Source organism: Roseateles subflavus (genome assembly GCF_030285365.1).
Taxonomy (GTDB): Bacteria; Pseudomonadota; Gammaproteobacteria; order Burkholderiales; family Burkholderiaceae_C; genus Roseateles_B; species Roseateles_B subflavus.
This window is the reverse complement of sequence record NZ_JASVDS010000005.1, coordinates 246,237-268,734: the sequence shown is the minus strand read 5'-3', so window position 1 is coordinate 268,734 and position 22,498 is coordinate 246,237. Positions and strand designations below refer to the sequence as shown.

At 73.6% G+C, this 22,498-nt stretch carries 17 protein-coding genes; 7 read left to right on the top strand and 10 right to left on the bottom strand.

The features are described from left to right. Nucleotides 1–17: 17 nt before the first annotated feature. Nucleotides 18–1,388, top strand: a complete 1,371-nt coding sequence (locus QRD43_RS18000; protein WP_285983885.1) for a glycosyltransferase — start codon at nucleotides 18–20, stop codon at nucleotides 1,386–1,388. Here QRD43_RS18000 and QRD43_RS17995 read toward each other — a convergent pair. Further along, nucleotides 1,307–2,878: a sigma-54-dependent transcriptional regulator gene (locus QRD43_RS17995; RefSeq protein ID WP_285983884.1), complete on the bottom strand. Its 1,572-nt coding sequence runs from the start codon at nucleotides 2,876–2,878 to the stop codon at nucleotides 1,307–1,309. The two genes, QRD43_RS18000 and QRD43_RS17995, sit on opposite strands and share 82 nt — an antisense overlap. Before the next feature lie 682 nt (nucleotides 2,879–3,560). Here QRD43_RS17995 and QRD43_RS17990 point away from each other — a divergent pair. Continuing rightward, a complete protein-coding gene (locus tag QRD43_RS17990) occupies nucleotides 3,561–6,479 on the top strand; it encodes an ATP-binding protein (RefSeq protein ID WP_285983883.1) in 2,919 nt (972 codons plus the stop codon). A gap of 14 nt (nucleotides 6,480–6,493) precedes the next feature. Here the strand turns inward: QRD43_RS17990 and QRD43_RS17985 are convergent, their stop codons facing one another. Then, nucleotides 6,494–8,710 (bottom strand): hybrid sensor histidine kinase/response regulator, encoded by a 2,217-nt coding sequence (locus QRD43_RS17985; RefSeq protein WP_285983882.1) that lies wholly within the window; start codon nucleotides 8,708–8,710, stop codon nucleotides 6,494–6,496. A gap of 317 nt (nucleotides 8,711–9,027) precedes the next feature. On the opposite strand from QRD43_RS17985, the gene QRD43_RS17980 reads away from it, so the two are divergent. Genes QRD43_RS17980 through QRD43_RS17965 form a run of 4 tightly spaced genes read left to right on the top strand, consistent with a single transcriptional unit; the run spans nucleotide 9,028 to nucleotide 13,388 of the window. Beyond that, a complete protein-coding gene (locus tag QRD43_RS17980; protein WP_285983881.1) occupies nucleotides 9,028–9,549 on the top strand; it encodes an adenylyltransferase/cytidyltransferase family protein in 522 nt (173 codons plus the stop codon). Continuing rightward, nucleotides 9,546–10,478, top strand: a complete 933-nt coding sequence (locus QRD43_RS17975; RefSeq protein ID WP_285983880.1) for a bifunctional heptose 7-phosphate kinase/heptose 1-phosphate adenyltransferase — start codon at nucleotides 9,546–9,548, stop codon at nucleotides 10,476–10,478. Before QRD43_RS17980 ends, QRD43_RS17975 begins: the two co-directional genes overlap by 4 nt. Further along, a complete protein-coding gene (locus QRD43_RS17970; protein ID WP_285983879.1) occupies nucleotides 10,475–11,104 on the top strand; it encodes a D-sedoheptulose-7-phosphate isomerase in 630 nt (209 codons plus the stop codon). Before QRD43_RS17975 ends, QRD43_RS17970 begins: the two co-directional genes overlap by 4 nt. Before the next feature lie 19 nt (nucleotides 11,105–11,123). Beyond that, complete coding sequence (locus tag QRD43_RS17965) at nucleotides 11,124–13,388, top strand: glycoside hydrolase family protein (RefSeq protein ID WP_285983878.1); 2,265 nt, start codon at nucleotides 11,124–11,126, stop codon at nucleotides 13,386–13,388. On the opposite strand, the gene QRD43_RS17960 is transcribed toward QRD43_RS17965, so the two are convergent. The 7 genes from QRD43_RS17960 to QRD43_RS17930 are packed head-to-tail and all read right to left on the bottom strand — an operon-like array spanning nucleotide 13,300 to nucleotide 20,617. After that, nucleotides 13,300–14,316 carry an NAD-dependent epimerase/dehydratase family protein gene (locus QRD43_RS17960; protein ID WP_285983965.1) on the bottom strand — a complete coding sequence of 339 codons (1,017 nt, stop codon included), beginning with the start codon at nucleotides 14,314–14,316 and terminating at the stop codon, nucleotides 13,300–13,302. The genes QRD43_RS17965 and QRD43_RS17960 overlap by 89 nt on opposite strands. A 34-nt stretch (nucleotides 14,317–14,350) precedes the next feature. After that, nucleotides 14,351–15,301: a glycosyltransferase family 4 protein gene (locus QRD43_RS17955; protein WP_285983877.1), complete on the bottom strand. Its 951-nt coding sequence runs from the start codon at nucleotides 15,299–15,301 to the stop codon at nucleotides 14,351–14,353. Further along, nucleotides 15,225–16,418, bottom strand: a complete 1,194-nt coding sequence (locus QRD43_RS17950) for a glycosyltransferase family 9 protein (RefSeq protein ID WP_285983876.1) — start codon at nucleotides 16,416–16,418, stop codon at nucleotides 15,225–15,227. Before QRD43_RS17950 ends, QRD43_RS17955 begins: the two co-directional genes overlap by 77 nt. Continuing rightward, the gene (locus QRD43_RS17945; protein ID WP_285983875.1) at nucleotides 16,415–17,434 is read right to left on the bottom strand and encodes a glycosyltransferase family 2 protein; all 1,020 of its coding nucleotides are present in this window, start codon (nucleotides 17,432–17,434) and stop codon (nucleotides 16,415–16,417) included. Before QRD43_RS17945 ends, QRD43_RS17950 begins: the two co-directional genes overlap by 4 nt. After that, nucleotides 17,431–18,534 carry a glycosyltransferase family 9 protein gene (locus tag QRD43_RS17940; RefSeq protein WP_285983874.1) on the bottom strand — a complete coding sequence of 368 codons (1,104 nt, stop codon included), beginning with the start codon at nucleotides 18,532–18,534 and terminating at the stop codon, nucleotides 17,431–17,433. The genes QRD43_RS17945 and QRD43_RS17940 overlap by 4 nt, the downstream gene beginning before the upstream one ends. Further along, the gene (locus tag QRD43_RS17935) at nucleotides 18,531–19,202 is read right to left on the bottom strand and encodes a hypothetical protein (protein ID WP_285983873.1); all 672 of its coding nucleotides are present in this window, start codon (nucleotides 19,200–19,202) and stop codon (nucleotides 18,531–18,533) included. The genes QRD43_RS17940 and QRD43_RS17935 overlap by 4 nt, the downstream gene beginning before the upstream one ends. Beyond that, nucleotides 19,199–20,617, bottom strand: a complete 1,419-nt coding sequence (locus QRD43_RS17930) for a glycosyltransferase (protein ID WP_285983872.1) — start codon at nucleotides 20,615–20,617, stop codon at nucleotides 19,199–19,201. Before QRD43_RS17930 ends, QRD43_RS17935 begins: the two co-directional genes overlap by 4 nt. Nucleotides 20,618–20,802: 185 nt before the next feature. Here QRD43_RS17930 and QRD43_RS17925 point away from each other — a divergent pair, with 185 nt between their 5' ends. Next, nucleotides 20,803–21,558 (top strand): outer membrane beta-barrel protein, encoded by a 756-nt coding sequence (locus tag QRD43_RS17925; protein WP_285983871.1) that lies wholly within the window; start codon nucleotides 20,803–20,805, stop codon nucleotides 21,556–21,558. A gap of 89 nt (nucleotides 21,559–21,647) precedes the next feature. Here QRD43_RS17925 and QRD43_RS17920 read toward each other — a convergent pair whose 3' ends face one another. After that, nucleotides 21,648–22,493, bottom strand: a complete 846-nt coding sequence (locus QRD43_RS17920; RefSeq protein WP_285983870.1) for an OmpA family protein — start codon at nucleotides 22,491–22,493, stop codon at nucleotides 21,648–21,650. Between the last annotated feature and the right edge of the window lie 5 nt (nucleotides 22,494–22,498).

Below are 22,498 nucleotides of genomic sequence, written 5' to 3'. Positions count from 1 at the left end.
CTTGCTGACGGCTCCCCATGCCCTTGCCTCCTCCCCCGATGCCCGCACGGGGCGCCACCGCCCCGCTGCCCTGCCCCGCCGGCCCGGTGCCGCGGGCCCTCGCCTCCCCTCACGCCGCGCCGCATGTGCTCGATGCCACGATGTTCTGGAGCAGCCAGGCGACGGGCGGTGTGCGTCGCGTGCTGTGTGCCAAGCGGCAGCACCTGATCGCCGCCGGCTGGCGGCACACGCTGCTCGTGCCGGACCTTGCCGGCGACCCGGTCCTGCTGGCCGCCAGCGCGCAGGACGCCGGGCAGGTGCTGTGCTGCGGCGGCCTGCGGCTGCCGCGCTCGGGCGGCTACCGTTTCGTGCTCGACCGTGCCGGCGCGGTCCAGCGGATGGTGCAGGCGCGTCCGGATGTGATCGAGGCCGCCGATCCCTATGTGCTCGGCTGGGGCGCCCGCGAGGCCGCCCAGCGGCTGGGCATTCCCGCCGTCGCCTTCTGCCACAGCCACCTGCCCGCGCTGCTGGAACGCTGGGGGCATGCCACCCTCGGCCGGCACGCGGCGCGCTGGGCGGCGCAGCGCGCCCGGCGCTACCTGGTGGCGCTGTACGGCGGCTTCGATGCCGTCCTGGCCCCCAGCCCTGCGCTGGTCGCCCAGCTGCAGGACTGGGGCCTGCCCCAGGCGGACTACCAGCCGCTGGGGGTGGACGGTCGCATCTTCCGCCCGGCCGCCCATCCGCAGACCTGCGCGCGCTGGCTGAAGCAGGCGCTCGGTGTTCATGCCGACACGCGTCTGCTGCTCTACTGTGGCCGCTTCGCCCCGGAGAAGCGCCTGCCGCTGCTGGCCGCCGCGGTGCGCGCCCTGGGGCCGGGCCATCTGCTGGTGTGCGTCGGTGCCGGTCCCTGCGTGCCCGAAGGCCCGCAGGTGCGCGTGCTGCCGCCCGAGCGCGAGCCGGCGCGCCTGGCGCAGCTGATGGCCAGCTGCGATGCCTTCGTCCATGCCGGCGACCAGGAGACCTTCGGCCTGGCGGCGCTGGAGGCGATGGCCTGCGGGGTGCCGGTCGTGCTGTGCGACCAGGCGGGCCTGGGCGAGCTGGGGGCGGACCTGGCCCTCACCGTCCGGGGGGACCGGCCGGGCGTGTGGGCCGAGGCCATGCGCGCGGCGCTGGACGCTCCCGACCCCGCCCGCCGCCAACGCGCACTCGCGCGGGCCCGCGCCCTGGACTGGACGGCCGTCACCGCGCTGATGCGCCAGCGCTATGCCGCCCTGCTGCAGGGCCGCCGGCCCGCCGAGGCGGCCCCCGCCCCTGCGCCGGCACCGGATCAGGATCGCCCGCCGAGCTCCGCATCACTGGACGAGGCCGCGCCGCCGTCCGCCGCCGCATACTCCTTGAGGCGGTTGTAAAGCGTCTTCAGGCTGATGCCCAGCACGGCGGCGGTGCGCTCCTTGTGCTGCTTGTAGTGCTGCAGCGTGGCCAGGATGAAGCGCCGCTCGATCTCCGCCATGGAGCAGCCGATGGGCAGCACCAGGGCGTCCGGCACGCTGGCGCCAGGGGCAGGGCCCGGCTCCGACTCCCGGCCTGCGACGCCCCGGGCCGGCAGACCGGGCACGCCCAGGCCGGCAGACTCCGCCGGGACCGCCGCGGGCTCCGTCGGGAAGGCGGCCGACACCGCCGGCGGCACCGGCACCGGTGCGAGGTCCACCGCCAGCCCTGCCTCGGCGCCCTCGGGCGGCGGCAGGTCCGCCGCCGGCAGCCATTGCTCGTTGATGATCTCGCCCCTGGCCATCACATAGGCCCGCTGCACGGCGTTGCGCAGCTCGCGCACATTGCCCGGCCAGCGGTAGCGGCACAGGCGCTCCATGGCCGCGGCATTGAACTGCTTGGCTTGCCCCTCCTTGGCCGAGATGGCCCGCAGGAAGTGGCCGGCGAGCAGGGGGACGTCGCTCAGGCGGTCGCGCAGCGGCGGCAGCTCGATCGGGAAGACGTTGAGCCGGTACAGCAGGTCCTCGCGCAGCTTCCCCGCCTCGACCGCCTGGATCAGCGGCCGGTTCGAGGCCGCGATCACGCGGACGTCGGCCTCCATCGTCTGCGTCGAGCCCACGCGCATGTAGCGGCCCGTCTCGAGCACGCGCAGCAGCTTGACCTGCAGCTCCAGCGGCATCTCCGTCAGCTCGTCAAGGAAGAGCGTGCCGCCGGAGGCGCGCTCGAAGAAGCCCTGATGCTGGTGGTCCGCGCCCGTGAAGGCGCCCTTCTCGTGGCCGAAGATCTCGCTCTCGATGAGGTTGGGCGAGATGGCGCCGCAGTTCACCGCCAGGAAGGGCTTCTTGCGGCGCCGGCTCAGGTCGTGCACCGTCTGGGCCACGAGCTCCTTGCCGGTGCCGCTCTCACCCTGGATGAAGACCGACACCCCCGTGCCCGCCACGCGCGAGATCTGCTCGTAGACCGGCAGCATGGCCGGGGCGCGGCCCCACAGGTGGCCGAAATTGCCGGCCTGCGCCAGGTGGGCATGGAGGTCCGCCACTTCGGCCTGAAGGACGGCCGGGCGCATCACGCGCGAGAGCACGCCCTGCAGATGGCGCAGGTTGATGGGCTTGACGAGGTAGTCCGCCGCCCCGAGGCGCAGCGCCTGGATGGAGGTCTCGAGCGAGGCGTGCCCGGTGATGAGCACAATCTCGGAGTTGGCGACCAGCTGGGCGTCCGTGAAGAGGTCCATGCCGTTGCCGTCCGGCAGTTCGAGGTCCAGCAGCACCAGATCCGGGGGCTGCATCGCGACATGCCGCCGGGCATCGCGCAGGCTGTAGGCGACAGACACCGTGAAGTGCTCCGCCGCGATCAGCGCCTGCAAGGATTCCGCCGCGTCGCCATCGTCATCCACGATCAGCGCATGTGCCACACCATTCCCCTTCTTGAAGTCCGAGCCGGTGCCTCGAATCAGGCCCCCGATCCCCGCCGGGGCGAGTGCATCTTGCAGCGCCAGCGCCTCAAATGCACGCCCCACCCACGGGTATTTGCATCAGCTTGTGACAAGCCCTGCGATGCATCAAGATGACAAGCCCTCGCATGGCACGGCAGGCACGCGCGTTGCCCTCCTCGGTCATTGACTGTCCACGGAGCCTTCCATGCTGATCACCGAGCGTCCTCCTTGCAAGTCCGTGCCGGCGCTGCCGTGCGATCACCGCCTGCAACGCTGCATGACCTGGGTCGGCCTGTGGGTCCTCGGACTCGGCAGCGCCTGCTGCGTCTGGCGCACACACCGACGGCGGAGCCTCGACCGCTGACGGCTGCCCGGCCCACACGGCAATCGGCGTTCCCGCCGCTGGTGCCGACGCCCACGCCGCCCTGCGCATCGCGCGCCCCATCGCGGTCTGCGGGGCGGCCTCTCCCGCCCATCCCTTGATCGGGTCCGCCCCGTGAGCCACCGTGCATTCACGGGGAGGCCCGGAGCCCCGACGCTTCCCTACACACACCCACCATCGATGTGCTTCAATAGCGCGCCAGGCGTCTCTCCCCCCCCGCAAGCATCCGGAGACCCGGAGCCTGACAAGACCACAGAGCATCCATAGGGGCACGAACCCATGCCAACCGCAGGGAGCCCGAAGCGCTGGCAAGCGCACGCCTACGCGCTGACGACAGCCCTGCTCGTCACCGCCCTTCAGCTGTACCTGGCCCGGCACGGGCCGAGCACCGACGCCGGTGGCGGTCTGCCAGGCCGCGCGCTGACCGCCGTCAGCCACTTCCTGGGCTGGGAGCTCGGCCTGGCCCTCGACGGATGGACGCCCGATCTGCCCGCCCGGCTTCTCGACGGGGCGGTGCTGCCCCTGGCGCTGGTGTTCTCGCTGTACTTCGGCGCTGCCGCCGGCCTCACGCTCCTGAGCGCCTCCTGGGCCCTGCCCTGGCTGCTGAGCCTGACCCTCTCCAGCCCCGGCCCGCCGACGCCGCCCGCCGAGCTGCTGGTGAAGGCCTTGTGCGGTGTGCTCCTGATCGGGCTGGTGGCCCGGCACACGAGGCGGCAGGACGCGGCGCGCGACCGGGCCGCGTCCACCGAGCGCCTGCACATCGAGAACGCCGGGCTGGGTCTCGTCGAGATCGACCTGCAGCGGCGCAGCGTACAGGCCTCGGCCCGCTTCGCCGAGATGCTGCAGCTGCCCTGGCAGGCGACCGCCGTGCCGCTGGACGAGTGGCTGCGCCAGCTCCCCGCGCCGAGCGCCCAGCGTCTGCACCTGCTGCTCGACGAGCTCGGGTCCCGCCGCGAGCCGGTCTTCCTCCATGAGCTGAACCTGACCGACGCCGACGGCCTGCCCTACTGGATCCTCCTGAGCGGGCAGGTCCGCGCCGACGCGCAGGATGGCGCGCGCCATGTGCAGGCCGCCGCCATCGACATCACCGCCCGCAAGCGGGCCGAGGCGGACCTGCTCGGCGTCAAGGCCTCGCTGGGCGCCCAGCTCGAGGACCTGCATCGGCTGCACGAGCTGAGCATGCGCCTGCTGGTGCCCGGCACGCTCGACACCCAGCTGCAGCAGGTGCTGGCCACGGCGCTGCAGATCCATGGCAGCCAGCACGGGATGATCACGGTGCAGGAGGCAAACCTGCCGCGGCGCTCGGTCCAGATCGGCTTCTCCGACGTGCCGGGCGAGGCGCTCGACCGCATGGCCACGGAGGGCGGCCTCTGCGGCATCGCCATGCGGGAGCGCACCCGCGTGCTGGTCAGCGACCTCCAGCGCGACCCGCGCTGCCATGCCATGCGCGAACTCATGGCCCGGCATCAGCTCCATGCCGTCCATGCCCTGCCCCTGCTCAACGACCGCGGCGAGCTGATGGGCGCCATGAGCGTCTTCCTGCCCGAGGCGCGCCTGCCGAGCGCCCGGGAGCGGGCGGCCATGGACATGTGCGCCAACAAGGCCGCGCACTTCATCGAGCGCGCCCGCTCGCGGGCGGAGCTGGAGGCCTCGGAGCTGCGCTTCGAGTCGGTGCTGGATGCGTCGGCCGTGCCCTTCGCCGTGTTCAGCCCGCTGCACGGCACGCGGGGTGAGGTCGAGGATTTCCGCCTGGACTACCTCAACACCGCCGCGACCCGGGTCCTGCGGCGCACGCGCGAGCAGGTCATCGGACGGCCGGTGCTGAGCATTCACCCGGGCTTCTGGCAACAGCGGCCGGACGTGCTGACCCATGCCCGGCGGGCGTTGCGCCAGGGCGAACCCTGCGAGTTCGAATTCACGCTCCCTGCCGACCCCGCGGGCCGCGGGCCCGGCCAGACCTTCCACTGCATCGCCTCGCCCATGGGTTCCTCCGTGGCCCTGTGGGCCGCCAACGTCAGCGATCGCATGCATCACGATCAGCTGCTGCGCGACGCCGACCGGCGCAAGGACGAGTTCATCGCCACGCTGGCGCACGAGCTGCGCAACCTGCTCGCGCCCATCCGGCAGGCCGCCCATCTCTCCAGCGCGACCGGTGCCAGCGAGGAGCAGAAGCGCTGGGGCAACGAGCTGATCGACCGGCAGGTCCGCCACATGGCACTGCTGCTCGACGATCTGCTCGACATCTCGCGCATCGCCCGCGGCGCCCTGCTGCTGCGCCTGGAGCGCGCGGAGCTCGGCAGCATCGTCTCCCATGCGGTCGAGGCCGTGCGCCCCCTGATCGATGCCAAGCAGCACCAGCTGCTGGTCGAGCTGCCACCACAGCCGCTGCGCTTCGATGCGGATGCCTTGCGACTGTCGCAGGTGATCGCCAACCTGCTGAGCAACGCCGCCAAGTACACGGACGCCGGCGGCGTGATCCGACTGCGGGCCGAGGCTGCGCACGGCTCGCTGTGCATCGAGGTGAGCGACAACGGCATCGGCATGCCGCCGCAGTCGCTGTCGGAGGTCTTCCACATGTACACGCGCCTGGGCAGCGGCGACGAGGGGAAGCCCGGCGGCGGCCTGGGCATCGGCCTGGCGCTCGCGCGCGGGCTGGTGAGCCTGCACGGCGGCCGCATCAGCGCCTTCAGCGCGGGCCCCGGCTGCGGCAGCCACTTCACGGTGCGCATTCCCTTGCTGCACATCAGCCAGCCCGCCGCGCGAGAGCCGGCGCCGCACGCCAGCGACGAGACGACGCCGCCGACACGCGCCCGCCACGTGCTGATCGCCGACGACAACGAGGAGGCGGCCCAGACCCTGTCCGCGCTGCTGCAGATGCACGGCCACCGCGTCACGTGCGCCTACAACGGCGAGCAGGCCGTGGCGGCGTTCCGCGCCGACGCCGCCGATGTCTGCCTGCTGGACATCGGCATGCCGCTGCAGGACGGCAAGGAGGTGGCCCGCGCGATCCGGGCGTTGCCGGGCGGGGAGCGGCCCGTGCTGATCGCCATCACCGGCTGGGGCCAGGAGGCGGACCGCCGGGAGGCGATCGCAGCCGGCTTCGACCACCACCTCACCAAGCCCGTGGACCCCGAGCTGGTGCTGCGCCTGATCGCGCAAGCGCCGGGGGCCGAGGCCGCCTCGATGCCCTCGCCGTGAGCCGTGAGCCGGGCTCAGCCCGGCTCGGCCAGATGGGCGATGCGCAGCAGCTCCGCCGGGTCGGCGGGCTTGCTCAGGAAGGCATCGAAGACGTCCTCGGCCAGCTGCACCTCGAGCTGGGCCCGGCTGAGGCCCGACAGCGCGGCCAGCACGATGTGCCGGCCGTGCCGAGCCCGCAGCTGCTGGGCCACCTGGACGCCCGACAGCCGGGGCATGTCGATGTCGAGGAAGGCCACCTGCGGCGCCCACGAGAGGCCCAGCTCCACCGCGTGCAGGCCGTCGTGAACGCAGGCCACGTCGAAGGACTCGCCGCGCAGCAGGGCCGCCAGGGTCTCCGCGGCATCGACGTTGTCGTCCGCCACCAGCACCCGCCGCCCGGCCAGCGAGGGCTGTCCGCCCGGCGCCTCGGGCGACGGCACCGACGCGTCGGCGGGCGCGCGGCTGAGCGGCAGTCGCAGGGTGAAGACGGCGCCGCGGCCCGGCCCCTCGCTGTGCCCCACCAGCGTGCCGCCGTGCTGCTGGGCAAAGGCCTGCGCGATGGTGAGGCCGATGCCGAGGCCCTCGTTGCTGCGCTCCCGGCCCTCGCGGAGGCGGACGAACATGCCGAACATGCGCTCGGCCTCCTGGCTCGTGAAGCCGACGCCGGTGTCCGACACGGTGATCCGCGCCGACGCCTCATGCCGGGTCACGACCATCTCGATGGTGCCGCCCGGCGGGGTGTAGTTGCAGGCGTTGTTGAGCAGGTTGGAGATGACCTGGATCAGCCGGACGCCGTCCACATCGACATGCAACGGTTCGGGCGGGCAGCGGACCGTCATCGTCTGCCGCTTCGCCTGCACGCCCGGCGCCGCCACCTCCATCGCCTGGCGGACCAGCTCGTTCAGGTCCAGCCGCTCGCGACGCAGGGCCAGCTGCCCGCGGTCGATGCGACTCACGTCGACCAGGTCCTCGATGAGGCGGGCCAGCGTGCGGATCTGGCGGTCCATCATGGCCTCGATCTCGGCCCGGCGCTGGGGCTCGGCCGTCCCCGGCAGCAGGGCCAGGCCCGTCCGCAACGGCGCCAGCGGATTGCGCAGCTCGTGCGCCAGCAGCGCGAGGAAGCGGCTCTTCTTCTGCGCCGCCTCCTGCAGGTGCTGTGCCTGGCGCCGGAGCTCCTCGTGGGTCACCCGCAGCTCCTCGTCACGCGCCTGCAGGCGCTCTCCCGCCGTCTGCAGCGCCCGGGCGAGCTGCTGCAGTTCCAGGAGATGCGTCTTGACATGCAGCGCCGGCACGGAAGCCGGCAGCGCCTCGGCCGCCGTGGCAAGGGCCGCGATCGGGCGGGAGATCAGCCGCCCGAGCCATGCCGCGATCAGCAGGGCGGCCGCCAGCGAAGCGGCCAGCCCGGCCAGGGTCAGGAAGGCGGCCCCCTGCATGCCGCCGGTCACGGCTTCGGCCGGGAGCGCATAGGCGATGGACCAGCCGGTGAGATCGGATCGCGAGAAGGCGGTGTAGGTCTCCACGCCCTCCAGCGTGGTGCCGCGGAACCAGCCCTGGCTCTTGCCGCGGGTGTGGGCGTCGTAGTCCCGGGAGGTCGGCGTGCCCGGCTGCACACGGGGCAGGCGCGCGATGAGACGCCCGTCCGTCCCCACGACGCCCGTCATCGCGCCCGGGGGCAGGCGCTGCGCCTCCAGCACATCCTGGAAGATCCGCGGATTCAGGACGGCCGTGAGCACATAGGTCACCTCGTTCTCCATCAGCACCGGCAGCCGCACGGCGATGCCCGCCTGCCCGCCCAGCTTGGGCGCCTGCGAGACATTCCCGATGGCCGGCGCGCCGGTGCTGAGCGACTTGCGGAAGGACTCCGGCTCGACGAGGTGCCGGATGAGGGTCGTCCCCCACGGCAGTCGCGCATTGACGAGCTGCACCCCGTCCGGCGCCGCCAGCGTGATGTTCTGCCAGCCCTCCTGGGTCTGCAGCACGGCCTGGGCATCCGTGTGAAAGGACTGCAGGTCGTGCTGGCTGAGACTGCGAGAGGCGCTCAGCGCCCGCAGCGCGTCGATGCTGCTCAGCAGCCGGGCATCAATGGTGCCGATGGTCGCGCTGTTTCGGGCCAGGGCGGTGTGGACGAGGCTGTCGCTCTCGCGGTCGACGAGCAGCCAGGCGGCGGTCGCGCAGAAGACGACCAGCGGCACCACCGCCGCCAGCGCGAGCAGCAGCAGGCTGGACTTCACGTGGACGACCGGCAATGCCATTCTCAAGCCCTTCTCAAGCCCTTCACAGGCGCTTCTCAAGCCGCTCTCACGACGCCGCTGCCGTCGCCAGCCGCCCGCCCCTGCGTTGCCGAAGCCAGCACTATGACCGACCCACCCGCGGATTCCTGCCCTGCAGTTGAAAGCTGGCGTAACCGGATTTGACGTGCCGCGGTGACCGCTCGGGCCGGCTGGGGCTTGCCGCAAGTTCTACCCGGCCGCCGGCGGGGCCCCGCATCTCCCGAAGGGCCAGCGGCCGGTCCATGCAGGCACGGCGCGTGCCCAGGGCCGGGATCACTCCTTCACGCAGACGGGGCATCGTGCAGCACGCCTGGGACAGCTCAAGCAAATGCCTGGAACCGGCCGCACTGGCGGTCCTGGCCTCCGCTCTGCCGCGGCCGCTGGTCTTCACCAACGGCGTCTTCGACCTGCTCCACGTGGGCCATGTGGCCTGCCTGGAGCGCGCCCGGCGGCACGGCGCCTGCCTCGTGGTGGCGCTCAATGCGGACGCCTCGGCCCGCGGCCTGGGCAAGCCGGGCGAGCGGCCGGTCCTGCCGCTGGCGCAGCGGGCGCGGCTCGTCGCGGCGCTGGGCTGCGTGCGCTGGGTGAGCTGGTTCGACGCGCCCACGCCGGCCCTGCTGATCGAGGTGCTGCGGCCCGAGGTCTACGTGAAGGGCGGCGACTACCGCGCAGAGGCGCTGCCGGAGACCCGGCAGATCGCGCGCTGGGGCGGGCGCACCCTCATCGAGCCCTATCTGGACGGCCACTCGACCACCGCGATGCTGGCGCGGCTGCGGCACCGGTCGGGCGACCCCGACCGCCGTCGGCAGGAGGTGCCATGAGGGCCGAACCGCAGGTGCTGGTCGTCGGGGACTGCATGCTGGACCTCTACCTCGAAGGCGCCGTGCAGCGCATCTCGCCCGAGGCGCCCGTGCCCGTGCTGCGCATGCAGCGGCGTTCGCCACGCGCCGGCGGGGCCTCCAATGTGGCCCTCAACCTCGCGAGCCTCGGGTGTCCCTGCAGCCTGGCCAGCTCGCTGGGCGAGGACGCCGCCGGCTTCTGCCTGGAGCAGCTGCTGGACCACCCGCACATCAAGCGCCACTGGGTGCGCAGCCCGCTCTTCCCCACGACGCAGAAGATCCGCCTGGTGAGCCAGCGCCAGCAGCTGCTGCGCATGGACATCGAGCAGCCGGTGCCCGCGCCGGTGGCGGAGGCGCTGATGTCACTCGTACGGCCGCTGCTGCCACGGCACCGCTACCTGCTGCTGTCCGACTACGGCAAGGGCACCCTGCACGAGAGTGCGCAACTGCTGCTCGACGCGCGCCGGGCCGGCTGCCGGACGCTGGTCGATCCCAAGAACCCCGACCTCGGGGCCTACCGCGGGGCCTGGCTCCTCAAGCCCAATCTGGCCGAGCTGCAGGCGGCGCTGGGCGACTGGGCCGACGAGGCGGCGCTGCGGCGCCGGGTCGATGCGCTGCTGGCGAGCCTCGAGATCGAGCACCTGCTGGTGACGCGCGGCGCCGAAGGCATGACGCTGTACTGCCGCGGCGGTGCGGTGCTGCAGGTGCCGGCCGAGACCCGCGAGGTCTACGACGTCAGCGGCGCGGGCGACACGGCGCTCGCCGCGCTGGCCTGCTTCCTGGTGCGCGGCGCAGGACTGGAGCAGGCGGTGCGCATGGCCAACCGGGCGGCCGGCATCGTGGTCGGCAAGTTCGGCACCGCGCGGCTGAGCCTGGCCGAACTGGGCATCTTCGAGGACGACCTCGCATGAACGAAGTCCCCAGCTCCCAGGCGACGGCACCGGCCAGCGCGCAGACGGACGGGCGCCCGCCCCTCTTCGACACGCTGCTGCGCGAGCACCTCGAGGTCTTCGTGGCGCTGCACCGGCAGCAGATGCTCGTCGGCCGCATGGCCTGGCAGATGAGCGCCGCCCTGCGCGCGGGTCACAAGCTGCTCTTCTTCGGCAATGGCGGCTCGGCCGCCGACTGCCAGCATCTCGCCGCGGAGTTCGCCGGCCGCTTCCGCCGCGAGCGCCGGCCGCTGGCCGCGCTCGCGCTCACGACCGACACCTCGGTCCTCACCTGCGTGGCCAACGACTATGGCTACGACGAGGTCTTCGCGCGCCAGGTCGCCGCACTGGGCCGCCCGGGCGACTGCGCCGTCGGCATCTCGACGTCGGGCAAGTCCCGCAGCGTGCTGCGCGCCCTGGCCGTCGCCCGCGCAGCCGGTCTGCACACCCTGGGACTCACGGGTCGCGACGGCGGCTACATGCCCAGCTTCTGCGACCAGTGTCTTGTCGTGCCCCACGAGGACACGGCGCGGATCCAGGAAGCCCACCTGTTCGTCGGCCACGCCCTGTGCGCGCAGATCGAGCAGCAGCTCGGCCTGGCCGGCTGAGCCTCCCGCAGCGGCCGCCGTGTTCAGCTCCTTCTGGATGGGCGGCTACGAGGGCGCGGACCACGTGAACGCGCAGGGGCAGGCGCTGGACATGGGGCGGGCGAGCGGTCACCTGGACCGCCTCGACGAGGACTACCGCCGCGCCGCACGCCTGGGCCTGCGCACGCTGCGGGAAAGCATCGGCTGGCGCCTGAGCGAGGCGCCCGGCGGCACGCTGGACCTGCGCCGGGTGCACCGCGTGGCGCAGGCCGCGCGGCGAGCCGGCGTCCAGCCGCTGTGGACACTGATGCACTACGGCGTGCCCACCGACCTCTCGCTCTTCGACGACGCCCTCATCGCGCGCTTCGCCCGTTTCGCCGCGGCGGTGGCGCGCACGCTGCGCCCGCTGATGCCCGGCCCCCGCGTGTACACGCCGATCAACGAGATCAGCTTCCTCGCCTGGGCCGCCACCAGCGGCGGCCTGCTGCGGGACCCGGGCGCGCCCGAGGCCCTGCGTGGCCTGGATGCGGCCAGCACGGCGCACAGCGGCTACGACGTCAAGCGCCGGCTCGCCCGCGCGGCGCTGGCAGCGATGGCGGCCATCCGCGCCGAGGATCCCGAGGCGCGCTTCCTGCACGTGGAGCCGCTGGTGCACGTGGCCCCGCCCCTCGACCGCCCCGATCTGGCCCCACTCGCGCAGCAGATCCGCGACTACCAGTGGCAGACCCTGGACCTGCTGTGCGGGCGCCTGGAGCCGGCACTCGGCGGGCACCCCCAGGCGCTGGACTGCCTGGGCTTCAACCACTACCACAGCAGCCAGTGGGAGGCGCCCAGCGAGGCACGACTGGCCTGGCATCTGCGCGACCCGCGCCGCCTGCCGCTGCACGCGCTCCTGCACGAGGCCTGGCGGCGCTACGGGCGGCCGCTGGCCCTCGCCGAGACCGGCCACGTGGGCATGGGCCGCGCCGCCTGGCTGCACGAGGTCGCGGGCGAGGCCCGCCAGGCCCGGGCCAAGGGCGTGCCACTGGCCGGCGTCTGCCTCTACCCGCTGCTGGACCGGCCGGACTGGCAGGACGCCACGCGCTGGCACCGCTGCGGCCTGTGGCACGTGGACGATGCGGCGGCGGGCGGCCAGCGCCATCTCGTCCAGGCCTGCGCGGGCGCGCTGCGCGACTGGCAGCGGCAGGCCTCCCCCCACGAACGCCGCCTGCTCGTGCTGCTGCCCGCCCGATGGGAGCGGCTGGAGGCGGGCCTGCAGCGGCTGTTGCGGCAGCTGGCGGCGGCGTCCTTCGAGGTGCTGGTGGCCGAGCCCCCCGGGCCGTCCCCGGGACCCGCCGAGATCCGCCGCCATGCGCTCGGTCCGGCGATGAGCCTGCTCGTGCTCCACGGCCTCGGCCCCGGGGGCTGGGCCCTGCAGGCCGGCCCGGCCCTCGCCAGTCTGCGCGCGGCGCTCGGGCCGGGCCCGTCCGGCGGCACGGCCGTCTGGCTCATGCGCCCTCCCGACGGCATCCCGATGGCGCGGCTGGCCCGGGCCGCCTTCCCGGACGCCGCGCTGATCTGGCAGCCGCGGCCGCAGGCGGCGGTGGCGCTTCCGCCGGGACTCGCCGCCCGGGACCTGCTCTTGTGCGAGTCCCCCGGCCTGCGCCGCGCCTGGGCCGCGCGCCATCCCCGGACGCTGCCGCTGCCCCGGGGCCTGCCCGCGGACCAGCTGCGGCCGCCGCCGGCGGGCAGCTACGAGGCGCAGGAGGCCGAGCGCCTGCTCGGGCCGCGCACCGGGCCGCGTCTGCTGCTCCCGGCCATGGCCGACGCCGCGCCCGACCCGGCCCTGCTGCCCTCGCTGGTGGACCTGCTGCTGACGGCACTGCCGGGCTGCCGGCTCTACCGGCTCGGGCCGCCCGGCCCGGCGCCGGAGCCCGCGCCCATCACGGCCCTGGGTGAGCTGGCGCCCGAGCTCCTGCCCGGCGTGCTGTGGGCCTGCGATGCGGCACTGCTCCCGGCCCGTGGCCGGCCCGAGCTGCTCGCGCTGGCCCGGGCCGCGGGGCTGCCGGTGCTGCGCCTGCCCGCCCTCAGCGGGCAAGACCTGACCCCGGCCCTGGCTGACGTCATCGCACAGGGGATCGGACGCCCGCGCTCGACCGAACGCCGGGTCCATGGGGCGTGGCGCCGGCGGCGTGCGGCCCACACCCGCGCCTACCGGGCCGCGCAGACCCGGCTGTTCACGGCCCTGGCGGACGTGCTGGCGCAGGCGGCAGCGGTCGCGACCCGGGAGCCGGACGCGGCCCGTCCACGCCCAGGCGGGCCCTGAAGTAGTCCACCGTGCGCCGCAGGCCCGTGTCCAGATCGACCTGCGGCGTCCAGCCCAGCCACTGGCGCGCCAGCCGGATGTCCGGCCGGCGGCGGCGGGGATCGTCCGGCGGCAGCGGCCGGCAGACCACGCCCGAGGCACTGCCCGTCACCGCCTGCACCCGCGCGGCCAGCGTCGCCATGCTGCATTCCTCGGGATTGCCGAGGTTCACCGGGCCGCGCAGCCCGGAGGCCATCAGGGCGATCAGGCCGCGCACCGTGTCGTCCACATAGCAGAAGCTGCGGGTCTGGGTGCCGTTGCCGTAGAGGGTCAGCGGTTCGCCGCGCAGGGCCTGCACGATGAAGTTGCACACCACGCGCCCGTCGCCCGGGTTCAGCCGCGGACCGTAGGTGTTGAACAGGCGGGCGATGCCCACATCGGTGCCCAGCTGCTGCGCGTAGGACAGCAGCATCGCCTCCGCGCAGCGCTTGCCTTCGTCGTAGCAGGCGCGCGGGCCGACCGGGTTCACATGGCCCCAGTCCTCCTCCTGCTGCGGATGCCGCAGCGCGTCGCCGTAGACCTCGCTCGTCGAGGCCTGCAGCAGCCGCGCCCCGCTGCGACGGGCCAGCTCCAGGAGCTGCCAGACGCCCAGCACACTGGCGAGCACCGTCTGCACCGGCTGGCGCTGGTAGAGCGCGGGGCTCGCGGGGCAGGCGAGGTTGAAGATGCGGCTCACCCCTTCGGCCTCGGGCGGGGGCGGGAGGCAGACGTCGCCGTGCACGAAGCGCAGGCGCGGATGCTCGAGCAGGGGCGCGAGGTGCTGGAGGTCGCCGCTGCTGAGATCGTCCAGCGCCATCACCTCGCAGCCGAGCGCCAGCAGCTGCTCGCACAGGTGGCTGCCCAGGAAGCCGGCGCCCCCCGTCACGAGCACGCGCTCGCCCGGTCGCAGGGGCGCCAGCGGGGGGGGGGTGCGGAGGTCGGGCTCATCGGCAGACCTCGGCCAGCAGCTGCTGCCAGTCACGAACGAAGCGCTCGATGCCGAAGCGCTCCCGCGCCAGCTGCCGGCCGGCACGCCCCCATTGCGCCGCGAGCGCGTGGTCCTCCAGCAGCGCCTGCATCGCGGCGGCGACCCGCTCGACGCGTGTGTCGATGAAGCCGTTCTCGCCGCTGCGGATCACCGTGGACAGCTCGGTCGTCGCCAGCCCCACCACCGGCATGCCCAGCATCATGGCCTCGATGAGGGCGAGGCCGAGGCTGGTGTAGCGCGCCGGGTGGAAGAAGAAGCGGTGCGCCGCCATCAGGCGCGGCAGCTGCCGGTGGCCGATCTCGCCGAGCCCGCCGGGCAGGCCCTCGCTGCCCATGCCCGCGAGGCTCAGCGGCACCGACGACTGCAGCGTGAGGTAGAGATCGGCCCCCAGGCGCCGACCGCGTCGCTGGAGATGGTTGACGACCACCAGCCCGCGCGCCCAGCGCCCCTGCCAGGGGATGTCCTCCAGCGGGGTCACGCCATGCTCGATCACGCGGACCGGGCAGCGCCCGGCGTCCCACATCAGCGCGTTGAAGGGCGTGACGTGCACCAGCATGGTCTGCGGATCGTCGGCCCAGTGGACGGTGGCGGTCGGATGGGCCTGCGGGGGATCGTGCTCCAGCACCAGGCGCGGCAGGCGCTGCTGTGCCGGGCTCAGCAGGCTCAGGCGGTCCTCCTCCCAGGCCTGGCGAGACTGGTAGAGCACGGCGTCGAAGGCCATCGCATGCAGCGCCTCGGCCGGCGCGTCGTGCACATTGGCACCGAAGGGCAGGTCTCCGCAGCGGCCGCTGCGGGACGGCAGGCCGGAGCTGTCCTTCACCAGGAAGAAGTCATGCGGGACCTGGCTGAGGTTGTAGAGGTAGTTGCCATGCACGTGCCAGGTCAGGATGCGCAGACGACGCGCCATGGGTGGCTCCCTTGAAGGTGGAGAGGGACAGGGGGACGGCCGCCGGGGCGGCCGTGATCGGCGGCAGGTCCAGCACGGACTGCAGCGCCTCGAGCACCTCGTAGACACTCAGCGCGTGCGCGCAGCCATGGCCCGTGGGGCACTCGCGGTGGGCGCAGGGGCGGCAGGGCGCGGGCTTGCTCAGCACGCGATGCAGCGCCGGGTCGGGGGGGGCCCAGCGCGACACGTCGCCGCCACTCGAGACGATCAGGCTGGGCACGGCCAGCGCCGCCGCGATGTGCGAGACGCCCGTGTCATTGGCGATGAGGCCGCGCGCCCCGGCGATCAGCGCGCCCAGGGTCCACAGGCTGGTCAGGCCGACGAGGTTGTCGCAGGGCGCCCGCATCAGGTCCTCCAGCTGCCGGGCGAGTGGCAGTTCCGCGGCGCTGCCGCTCAGCACGATGCGGTAGCCCGCGTCGTACAGCGCGTCCGCCACGGCCGCGAAGCGCTGGGCCGGCCAGCGCCGCGAAGCCAGCTGCGCGCCGGCGTGCAGGCACACATAGGGCGCGTCCGCAGCGAGGCCGGGCCACACCTGCCCCAGGGCCTCGCGGTCCCCGGGCCGCAGGGGAAAGCTCAGGCGCTCGTCCACGGCGGGCATCCCGAGGTGACGGCACAGCGCCAGCAGGCGCTGGCTCTCGTGCCCGTGCTCCGGCCAGGGCCTGAAACGAAGTTCCTGACCGGGCGGCACCCAGCCGCCCGCGCGGTGGAAGCCCGCGCACAGACGCGCCCCCAGCAGCGCCACGAGGCCATTGCTCGCCGTGCCGCTGCCGTGCAACTGCACGGCCAGGTCGAAGCGCTGGCGCTGCATGTCGGTCAGGAAGGCCGGCAGCGCCTCGGGCCGCAGGGGCTGTTCGTCGAGCCCGGGCCAGCCGGGGAGGCCGATCCAGCGGTCGACGACCTCGTGCCGCGTCACGAAGCCCTGTGCCCAGGGCAGACCCAGCAGCGCGATGTCGGCCTCGGGAAAGCCCGCCCGCAAGGCACGCAGGGCCGGCCCTGCGCACAGCAGATCGCCGAGCCCCAGGGCGCGCAGCACCACGATGCGGCGCACCTCGCCGGGCACGGCCAGGGAATGGCTCATAGGAACAACACCTTGAAATGCAGGGCGCCGCGCAGACGCCAGTACACCGAGAGAAACGGGATCAGCGCCGAGGTCAGCAGCACCTCGCCCACATGCGAGGGCGTGCGCGCCGTGTGGCGCAGGCGGCGGGCCGCGAAGGCCAGCACCAGCGCCAGGGCCGCCGCCAGCGCCGCCGCCGCGCCCCAGGCGGGCCCGGTCGACATCAGCAGCGCGCCGAGGACCGTCAGCGCCACGATCAGGTAGTAGTCCCAGGGCGGCCGCTGCCGCACCCGCACGCGGTAGAGCTGCGGATGCTTGCGGTACAGCAGCGCGTCGAAGAAGACATTGCGCTGCTGACGAAGCGACACGCCCCAGGACTCGCGCCGCACGGGATGCCACACCAACGCCTGCTCGCAGCGGCCGACCGTGCCCAGCGCCTCGAGGCGGAACTGCAGGTCGGCGTCCTCGCGCCAGGGGCGCTGGAAGCGCTCGTCGAAGCCGCCGACAAGGACTAAGGCGGCCCGCCAGACGAAGGCATTGGCGGTCACGAACTCGGCACGTTCGAGGCCCCGCGTCATCAGCTCGTGGTCCGTCGGCGGGCGCTCCCGGGCGCGTCGGCGCGGCACGCGCACGCGCCCCGCCTGCGCGAGCCACTCCGGCCGCATGCCGACGAGGCCGTGGTGCAGCCAGTGGCGGTCCGCAATGGTGTCGTCGTCGGTGAAGGCCACGAGCGGCGCCCGCGCGGCACGCCAGCCGCAGTTGCGCGCCACGGCGGGCCCACGTCCCGTCGACGGGCGCAGGCAGTGCAAGGCCGGCGCGCCCGGCCGCTGCGCCAGGCGCTCCACCAGGCGCAGCACCGCGTCCTCGTGGCCATCGTCGACGACGAGGACCTCGTAGCAGGCCGTCGCCAGCGTCTGGTCCAGCAGCGCCGCCAGACAGCGCTCCAGCAGCGCCGGCCGCCGGTAGGTGGGCACGACAACGGACACGAGCAGCGGCAGAGGCACCTGCAGCGGCGGGCCTTCCGAGCGCATGCTCATGACGGTGCCCCCGCCAGCAGCTCCAGGGCGGCCTGCGCCACCGCCGCGGGCGGCACGCCGCGCAGGCAGGGATGCTGGGGCAGCGGACAGCGGCTGCGCAGGCAGTCGCGGCAGGGCACCTCGTGGCTCAGCACGCGGGAGCGCACGCGCCAGGGCGTGTGCTGGGGATTGGTCAGGGCATACACGTCCACGACCGGCGTGCCCAGCGCCGCGGCCAGGTGCACCGGCCCGCTGTTGTTGGCGACAAGCACCCGGGCGCCTGCCACCAGGGCGGCCAGCTCCCCGATGCTCAGCGGCTCGGAGACCACGAGGGGCGCCCATCCCGGCACGGGCTCTCGCAGCGGCGCCAGCAGCGACGACTCGCCCGCCCCCGCACACACCACGAGCGCGAGGCCCGTCGGCGCGCTCGCGCGCAGCTGCGCCATCGCCGCCGCAAAGGCTTCGGAGGGATAGCGCCGCGACGGTGCGGTGGCGCCCGGATGCAGCAGGACATAGGCCTGTCCGGCGCCGAGCCCGAGTGCCTCCAGCCGCTGCCGCATCCGCTCATCGTCCGCCGGCTGGCGCGTGAACCGCAGGCGGGCGTCCCGGGCTTCGAAGCCGACACTCGCCACGAGATCGAGCTGCCGCTGCACCTCATGCCGCATGTCCGGCCCCAGCACATCCGACTCCGGCAGGCGATCGCTCAACAGCCCATAGGCCGGCTCGCGGCTGTGAGCCAGGCGCAGCGGAATGCCCGCCAGGCGGCACAGCAGCGCCGCGGGCAGCGCGCTCTGCGTGCAGGTGCTGAAGATGAGGGCGGCGTCGAATCGCGCCCGCCGCAGATGCCGCAGCAGCGCGCGCTCGGCGTGGCCGGTGACGGCCTCGACGGGCCCCCGCACCCAGGGCGCCTCGAAGGGGATCACCTGGTCCAGCTCCGGCAGGTGCGGCAGGAGGCCGGCCGCGGCGGGCGAGGTCAGCAAGGTCAGGCGCGCCCCGGGCAGCGCCGCACGGACCGCCGCCATGGCGGGCGTGCACATCAGCACGTCACCCAGGCCATCGAGCCGGACCAGCAGGACCCGCCGGGCCTGCTGCCAGCGCGGCGTCGTCGCGGTGCCGCTCATGGACGGCAGGCGCAGGGGGTGGCGGCCGGCGCGGTGGGCCCCTCGCCCTCGAACTCCGCGGGCGGATGCCCGTCGCAGCGGAGGATGAAGGCCGCCGCATCGACGAACTTCATGGGCACATGCCCGCGCAGCAGCGGCCAGCGGCGGCGCAGGGGGCGCCCCGGCTCGATCAGCCGGACGCTGCGGCAACCCGCCCGCCGGCTGGCCGCACCCAGGCCCTCCTCCCAGCTCAGGAACCAGCCCCGGCGCAGGTCCAGGCGATGGCATTGCGCCGTGTGCTGCAGCACGTCGGGCAGCTCCTTCGGGGTCACCGGTGCGAGGATGCCGGCCGGATGCACCTGGCCTTCCTCGGCCAGGCGCTGCAGCAAGGCCCGGTTCGCGCCGGCGGAGCGCATCGCCTGTGCCGCCGGGTCCTGCGCGCCGGGCTCCGCCATCTCCGCCCCGTTGACCAGCACCACGCGATAGCCCCGCAGCTCCAGCGTCTGCAGCGCGGCGAGCGCCCGGGGACGCCAGTGCACGGCCTCGACATCGGCCGCGTCGGGCAGGTGCCAGTCCAGCACGCAGGCCTCGGGCACGAAGACCGCAGCGCGCCCCGGCAGCGGCTTGCGGCGGCTCGCGCGGTGACCGTACTGGTCGGTCCGCATGCCATGCAGCGCGTCGCCGTTCATGCCTTGGCTCCCCAGGCCGCGACGGCCGATGCGGGCTCGGACCACAAGGGCGTCCGCGCGGGCAGCAGAGGCTTCATGCCCACCGCCCCCGCCGGCACCCGGCCCAGCCCCGCCGGCAGCAGCCCCAGGCCGTGGGCCGCGGTTGCGGTCACGGGCTGGCTGCGCTCGGCCATCACGCGGCGATAGACCGCCTCCAGCCGCGCGGCGACCTGGTCCCAGGTGAACATGCGGCGCACGCGCCCGAGCCCGGCGCGCCCCATGGCCTCCGCCTGCTGCGGATGCTGGCGCAGCCAGTCCAGATGGGCGGCCAACGTGTCGGCGTCCATGGGCGGCACGAGATAGCCGGTGACGCCGTCCACCACGGTGTGCTGGATGCCGCCCACGGCGCTGCCGATCACCGGGCGGGCACAGGCCATGCTCTCCAGCGGCGTGATGCCGAAGGGCTCGTACCAGGGCGTGCTGACGAACACATCGGCAGCCTGGTAGTAGCTCGCCAGCTCCGGCCGACTGCGGCGCCCGATGAACTGCACGCGGTCCTTCACGCCCAGCGACTGCGCCAGCCGGCGCAGCCGCCCGATCTCCGGCGTGAGGCGCTCGTCCGGCTGCTCCGACTCACCGCCCACGACCAGCAGACGCGCCCGGCGCGGGCACTCGTCGTTGTGGATGCCCGGCAGGCGGGACAGCGCGCGGATGACGTTGTCGATGCCCTTGCGCGGCACGAGCCGGCCCAGCTGCAGCACGATGAAGTCCCGCGGCGACAGGCCCAGACGGGCCCGCGCCGCCTGCAGGTCGCCAGGGCGGAACTCGTGCAGGTCCACACCGCAGGGCACCTCGGTGATCTGGCGCTCGGGCAGGTGGTAGTGGGTCATCAGGTCCTGCCGGTCCTGGGGGCACTCGGCGATCACGCGGTCCGCGCCGTGCGCCACCTGGCGCTCCAGGTCCACACGTTCCACCGGAAAGCTGTCGGCCCCGGCCTGATGCAGGCGGCGCACCGCGCCCAGCGCGTGGAAGGTCACGACCAGCGGCAGGCCCAGACGCCGCTGCAGCTGCAGCCCGGCTAGGCCCGACATGAAGAAGTTCGCGTGCACGAGGTCGCAGGGCGGCAGCCGCCGCAGCAGCGCGCGGGCCTGGAGCTCGAAGTCGCGCACATGCGGCAGCAGCTGCTCCTTCGGAATGAACTGCGCCGGGCCGGCGTCCAGGTGGTGCACGCGCACGCCCTCTCCCATCGGCTGCACCGCGGGCAGCTCGGGGCTGTCGCGCCGGGTGAGCACCTCCACCTCATGGCCGCGCCGGGCCAGCGCCGCCGCGACGTGGGCGACGTAGATGTTCTGCCCGCCGGCGTCCACGCTGCCGGCCTGGGCCAGGGGCGAGGCATGTTCGCTGATGAGGACGATGCGTAGGGACCGGGCTGCCATGGCGCCTCCGTGCTGTGTGTCGTGCCCAGCCAAGGCAAGTGCAGTGCCCGCCGCGCCCGACGCTCTGCGGCAAATCTTGCCGACACCGCCCTGGCGCCATGGCATGGCACTTGCCGACCGGATGGTGGCAACTGCCTTGATGGCATGCGTCCGTTTCCAACCTGAACATCGCAAAGGAACTCAAGATGTATGTACGACATGGCCTCAATTCCGGAGCACCGGCGCGCAGCGCATCTTGGCGCGGCAGCCTCTGCCTGGCCCTGATCGGCGGCCTGGCCGCGACGGGCGTCGGCGCACAGACCGGCACGGGAACCACCGCCGGAAGCACCACCGGCACCGGCATGGGCGCCTATGCCAGCGCGACCGAGCCCGGCCTCGCCCAGCAGGACCAGCATGGGGGCGGGGGCAGCTACGGCAGCGCCTATGCCGGCAGCGACTACTCCTGGATCCCCTACACCCGCCGCGGCTACGTCGGGGTCAGCCTCGGCAACTCCGACTACGACACGCCCTGCGGCCCTGCCCCCTTCAGCTGCGACAACCGCGACCGCTCCGTCGCGATCTACACCGGGGGCATGTTCAATGACTTCCTCGGCCTGGAAATCGGCGCGCGCCACTTCGGCAAGGTCAACCGCGCCGGCGGCGCGGTCCGTGCCTATGGCGCGAACATCAGCCTCGTCGGCATGCTCGACATGGAGAACGTCAACTTCTACGTGAAGGCGGGCGCAATCTACGGGCACACCAAGCTGACGGCGGATCCGCTCTCCGGCGTCCCGGTCGGTACCGCCACGGGTTGGGGGCCGTCCGCCACGATCGGCGTGGGCTTCAACTTCAACCGCAACTTCAATGTGTCGATCGAGCGCAGCCGCGACCGCTTCCGCCTCGCCGGTAGCGGCCGCACCTATGTGCAGAGCACGAGCCTGGCGCTGAAGTACCGCTTCTGACGTCCCGCGTCGGGCGTTTCGCGACTGATGTCGCCGACGCCCCAAGCAAAGAGGCCCCGCGGGGCCTCTTTGAGTTGGACCGGCGGCCCTCAGCGATAGTTCAGGCGCCCCTGCTCGTCGGAGAAGAGGATCTCCACGCGGCGGTTCTGCTGCCGGCCCGCGGCGGTGGCGTTGTCGGCAACGGGGTATTCCTCCCCGAAGGCCCGCACCTCCACGCGGTCCGGGGCGACCCCCGAGCGGACCAGTGCGCCGCGCACGGCCTCGGCACGGCGCTGCGACAGCCGCTGGTTCATGGCCGCACCGCCGGTGCTGTCCGTGAAGCCCTCGATCAGGACGCGGCGCTCGGGATGCTGGCGCAGCACCTCGGCCAGACGCTCGAGGGAGCGGCGCACGCCGGGCTGGAGCTCGGCGCGACCCGTGGCAAAGAGCATGTCCTTGAGCACCACGGTCAGCCCGCGCTGCGTGCTGCGGGCGTCGAGCTCCGCGAGATCGCGCTGCAGGCGGGCGGCCTGGTTCTGGGCGTCGGTCGCCGTGCGCCGCGCGTCCGCCTCGCCGGCACGTGCGCGGGCCAGTTCGGCGTCGCGGGCCTGCAGCTGCAGGCGGTCGCGCTCGGCGCCGGACTGCTGCACCTGCGCGTCCGCATCCCGCCGGCTGGCCTGGGCGCGCAGGGTCTGGAGGTCGACGCTGGCGAGATAGGCCAGATGGCGGGTCTGCTCGAGGTTGCGCTCGTCGCTGTAATAGCGCTGGGCACGGGTCAGCATGCCTCGCACCTGGGCCAGCTCGGCCGAGGCCTGGCGCTGGACCGTCGGGTCCGCCGCCGCTTCACGGTACTCGCGCTCCGCGGCATCCAGCGCCGGATCGCGCTCGGGCAGGGTCTGGCAGGCAGCCAGCGCGCTGACGGCGACGGCCGTCAAGAGGGTCTTGAGTTCTCGCATGGGGT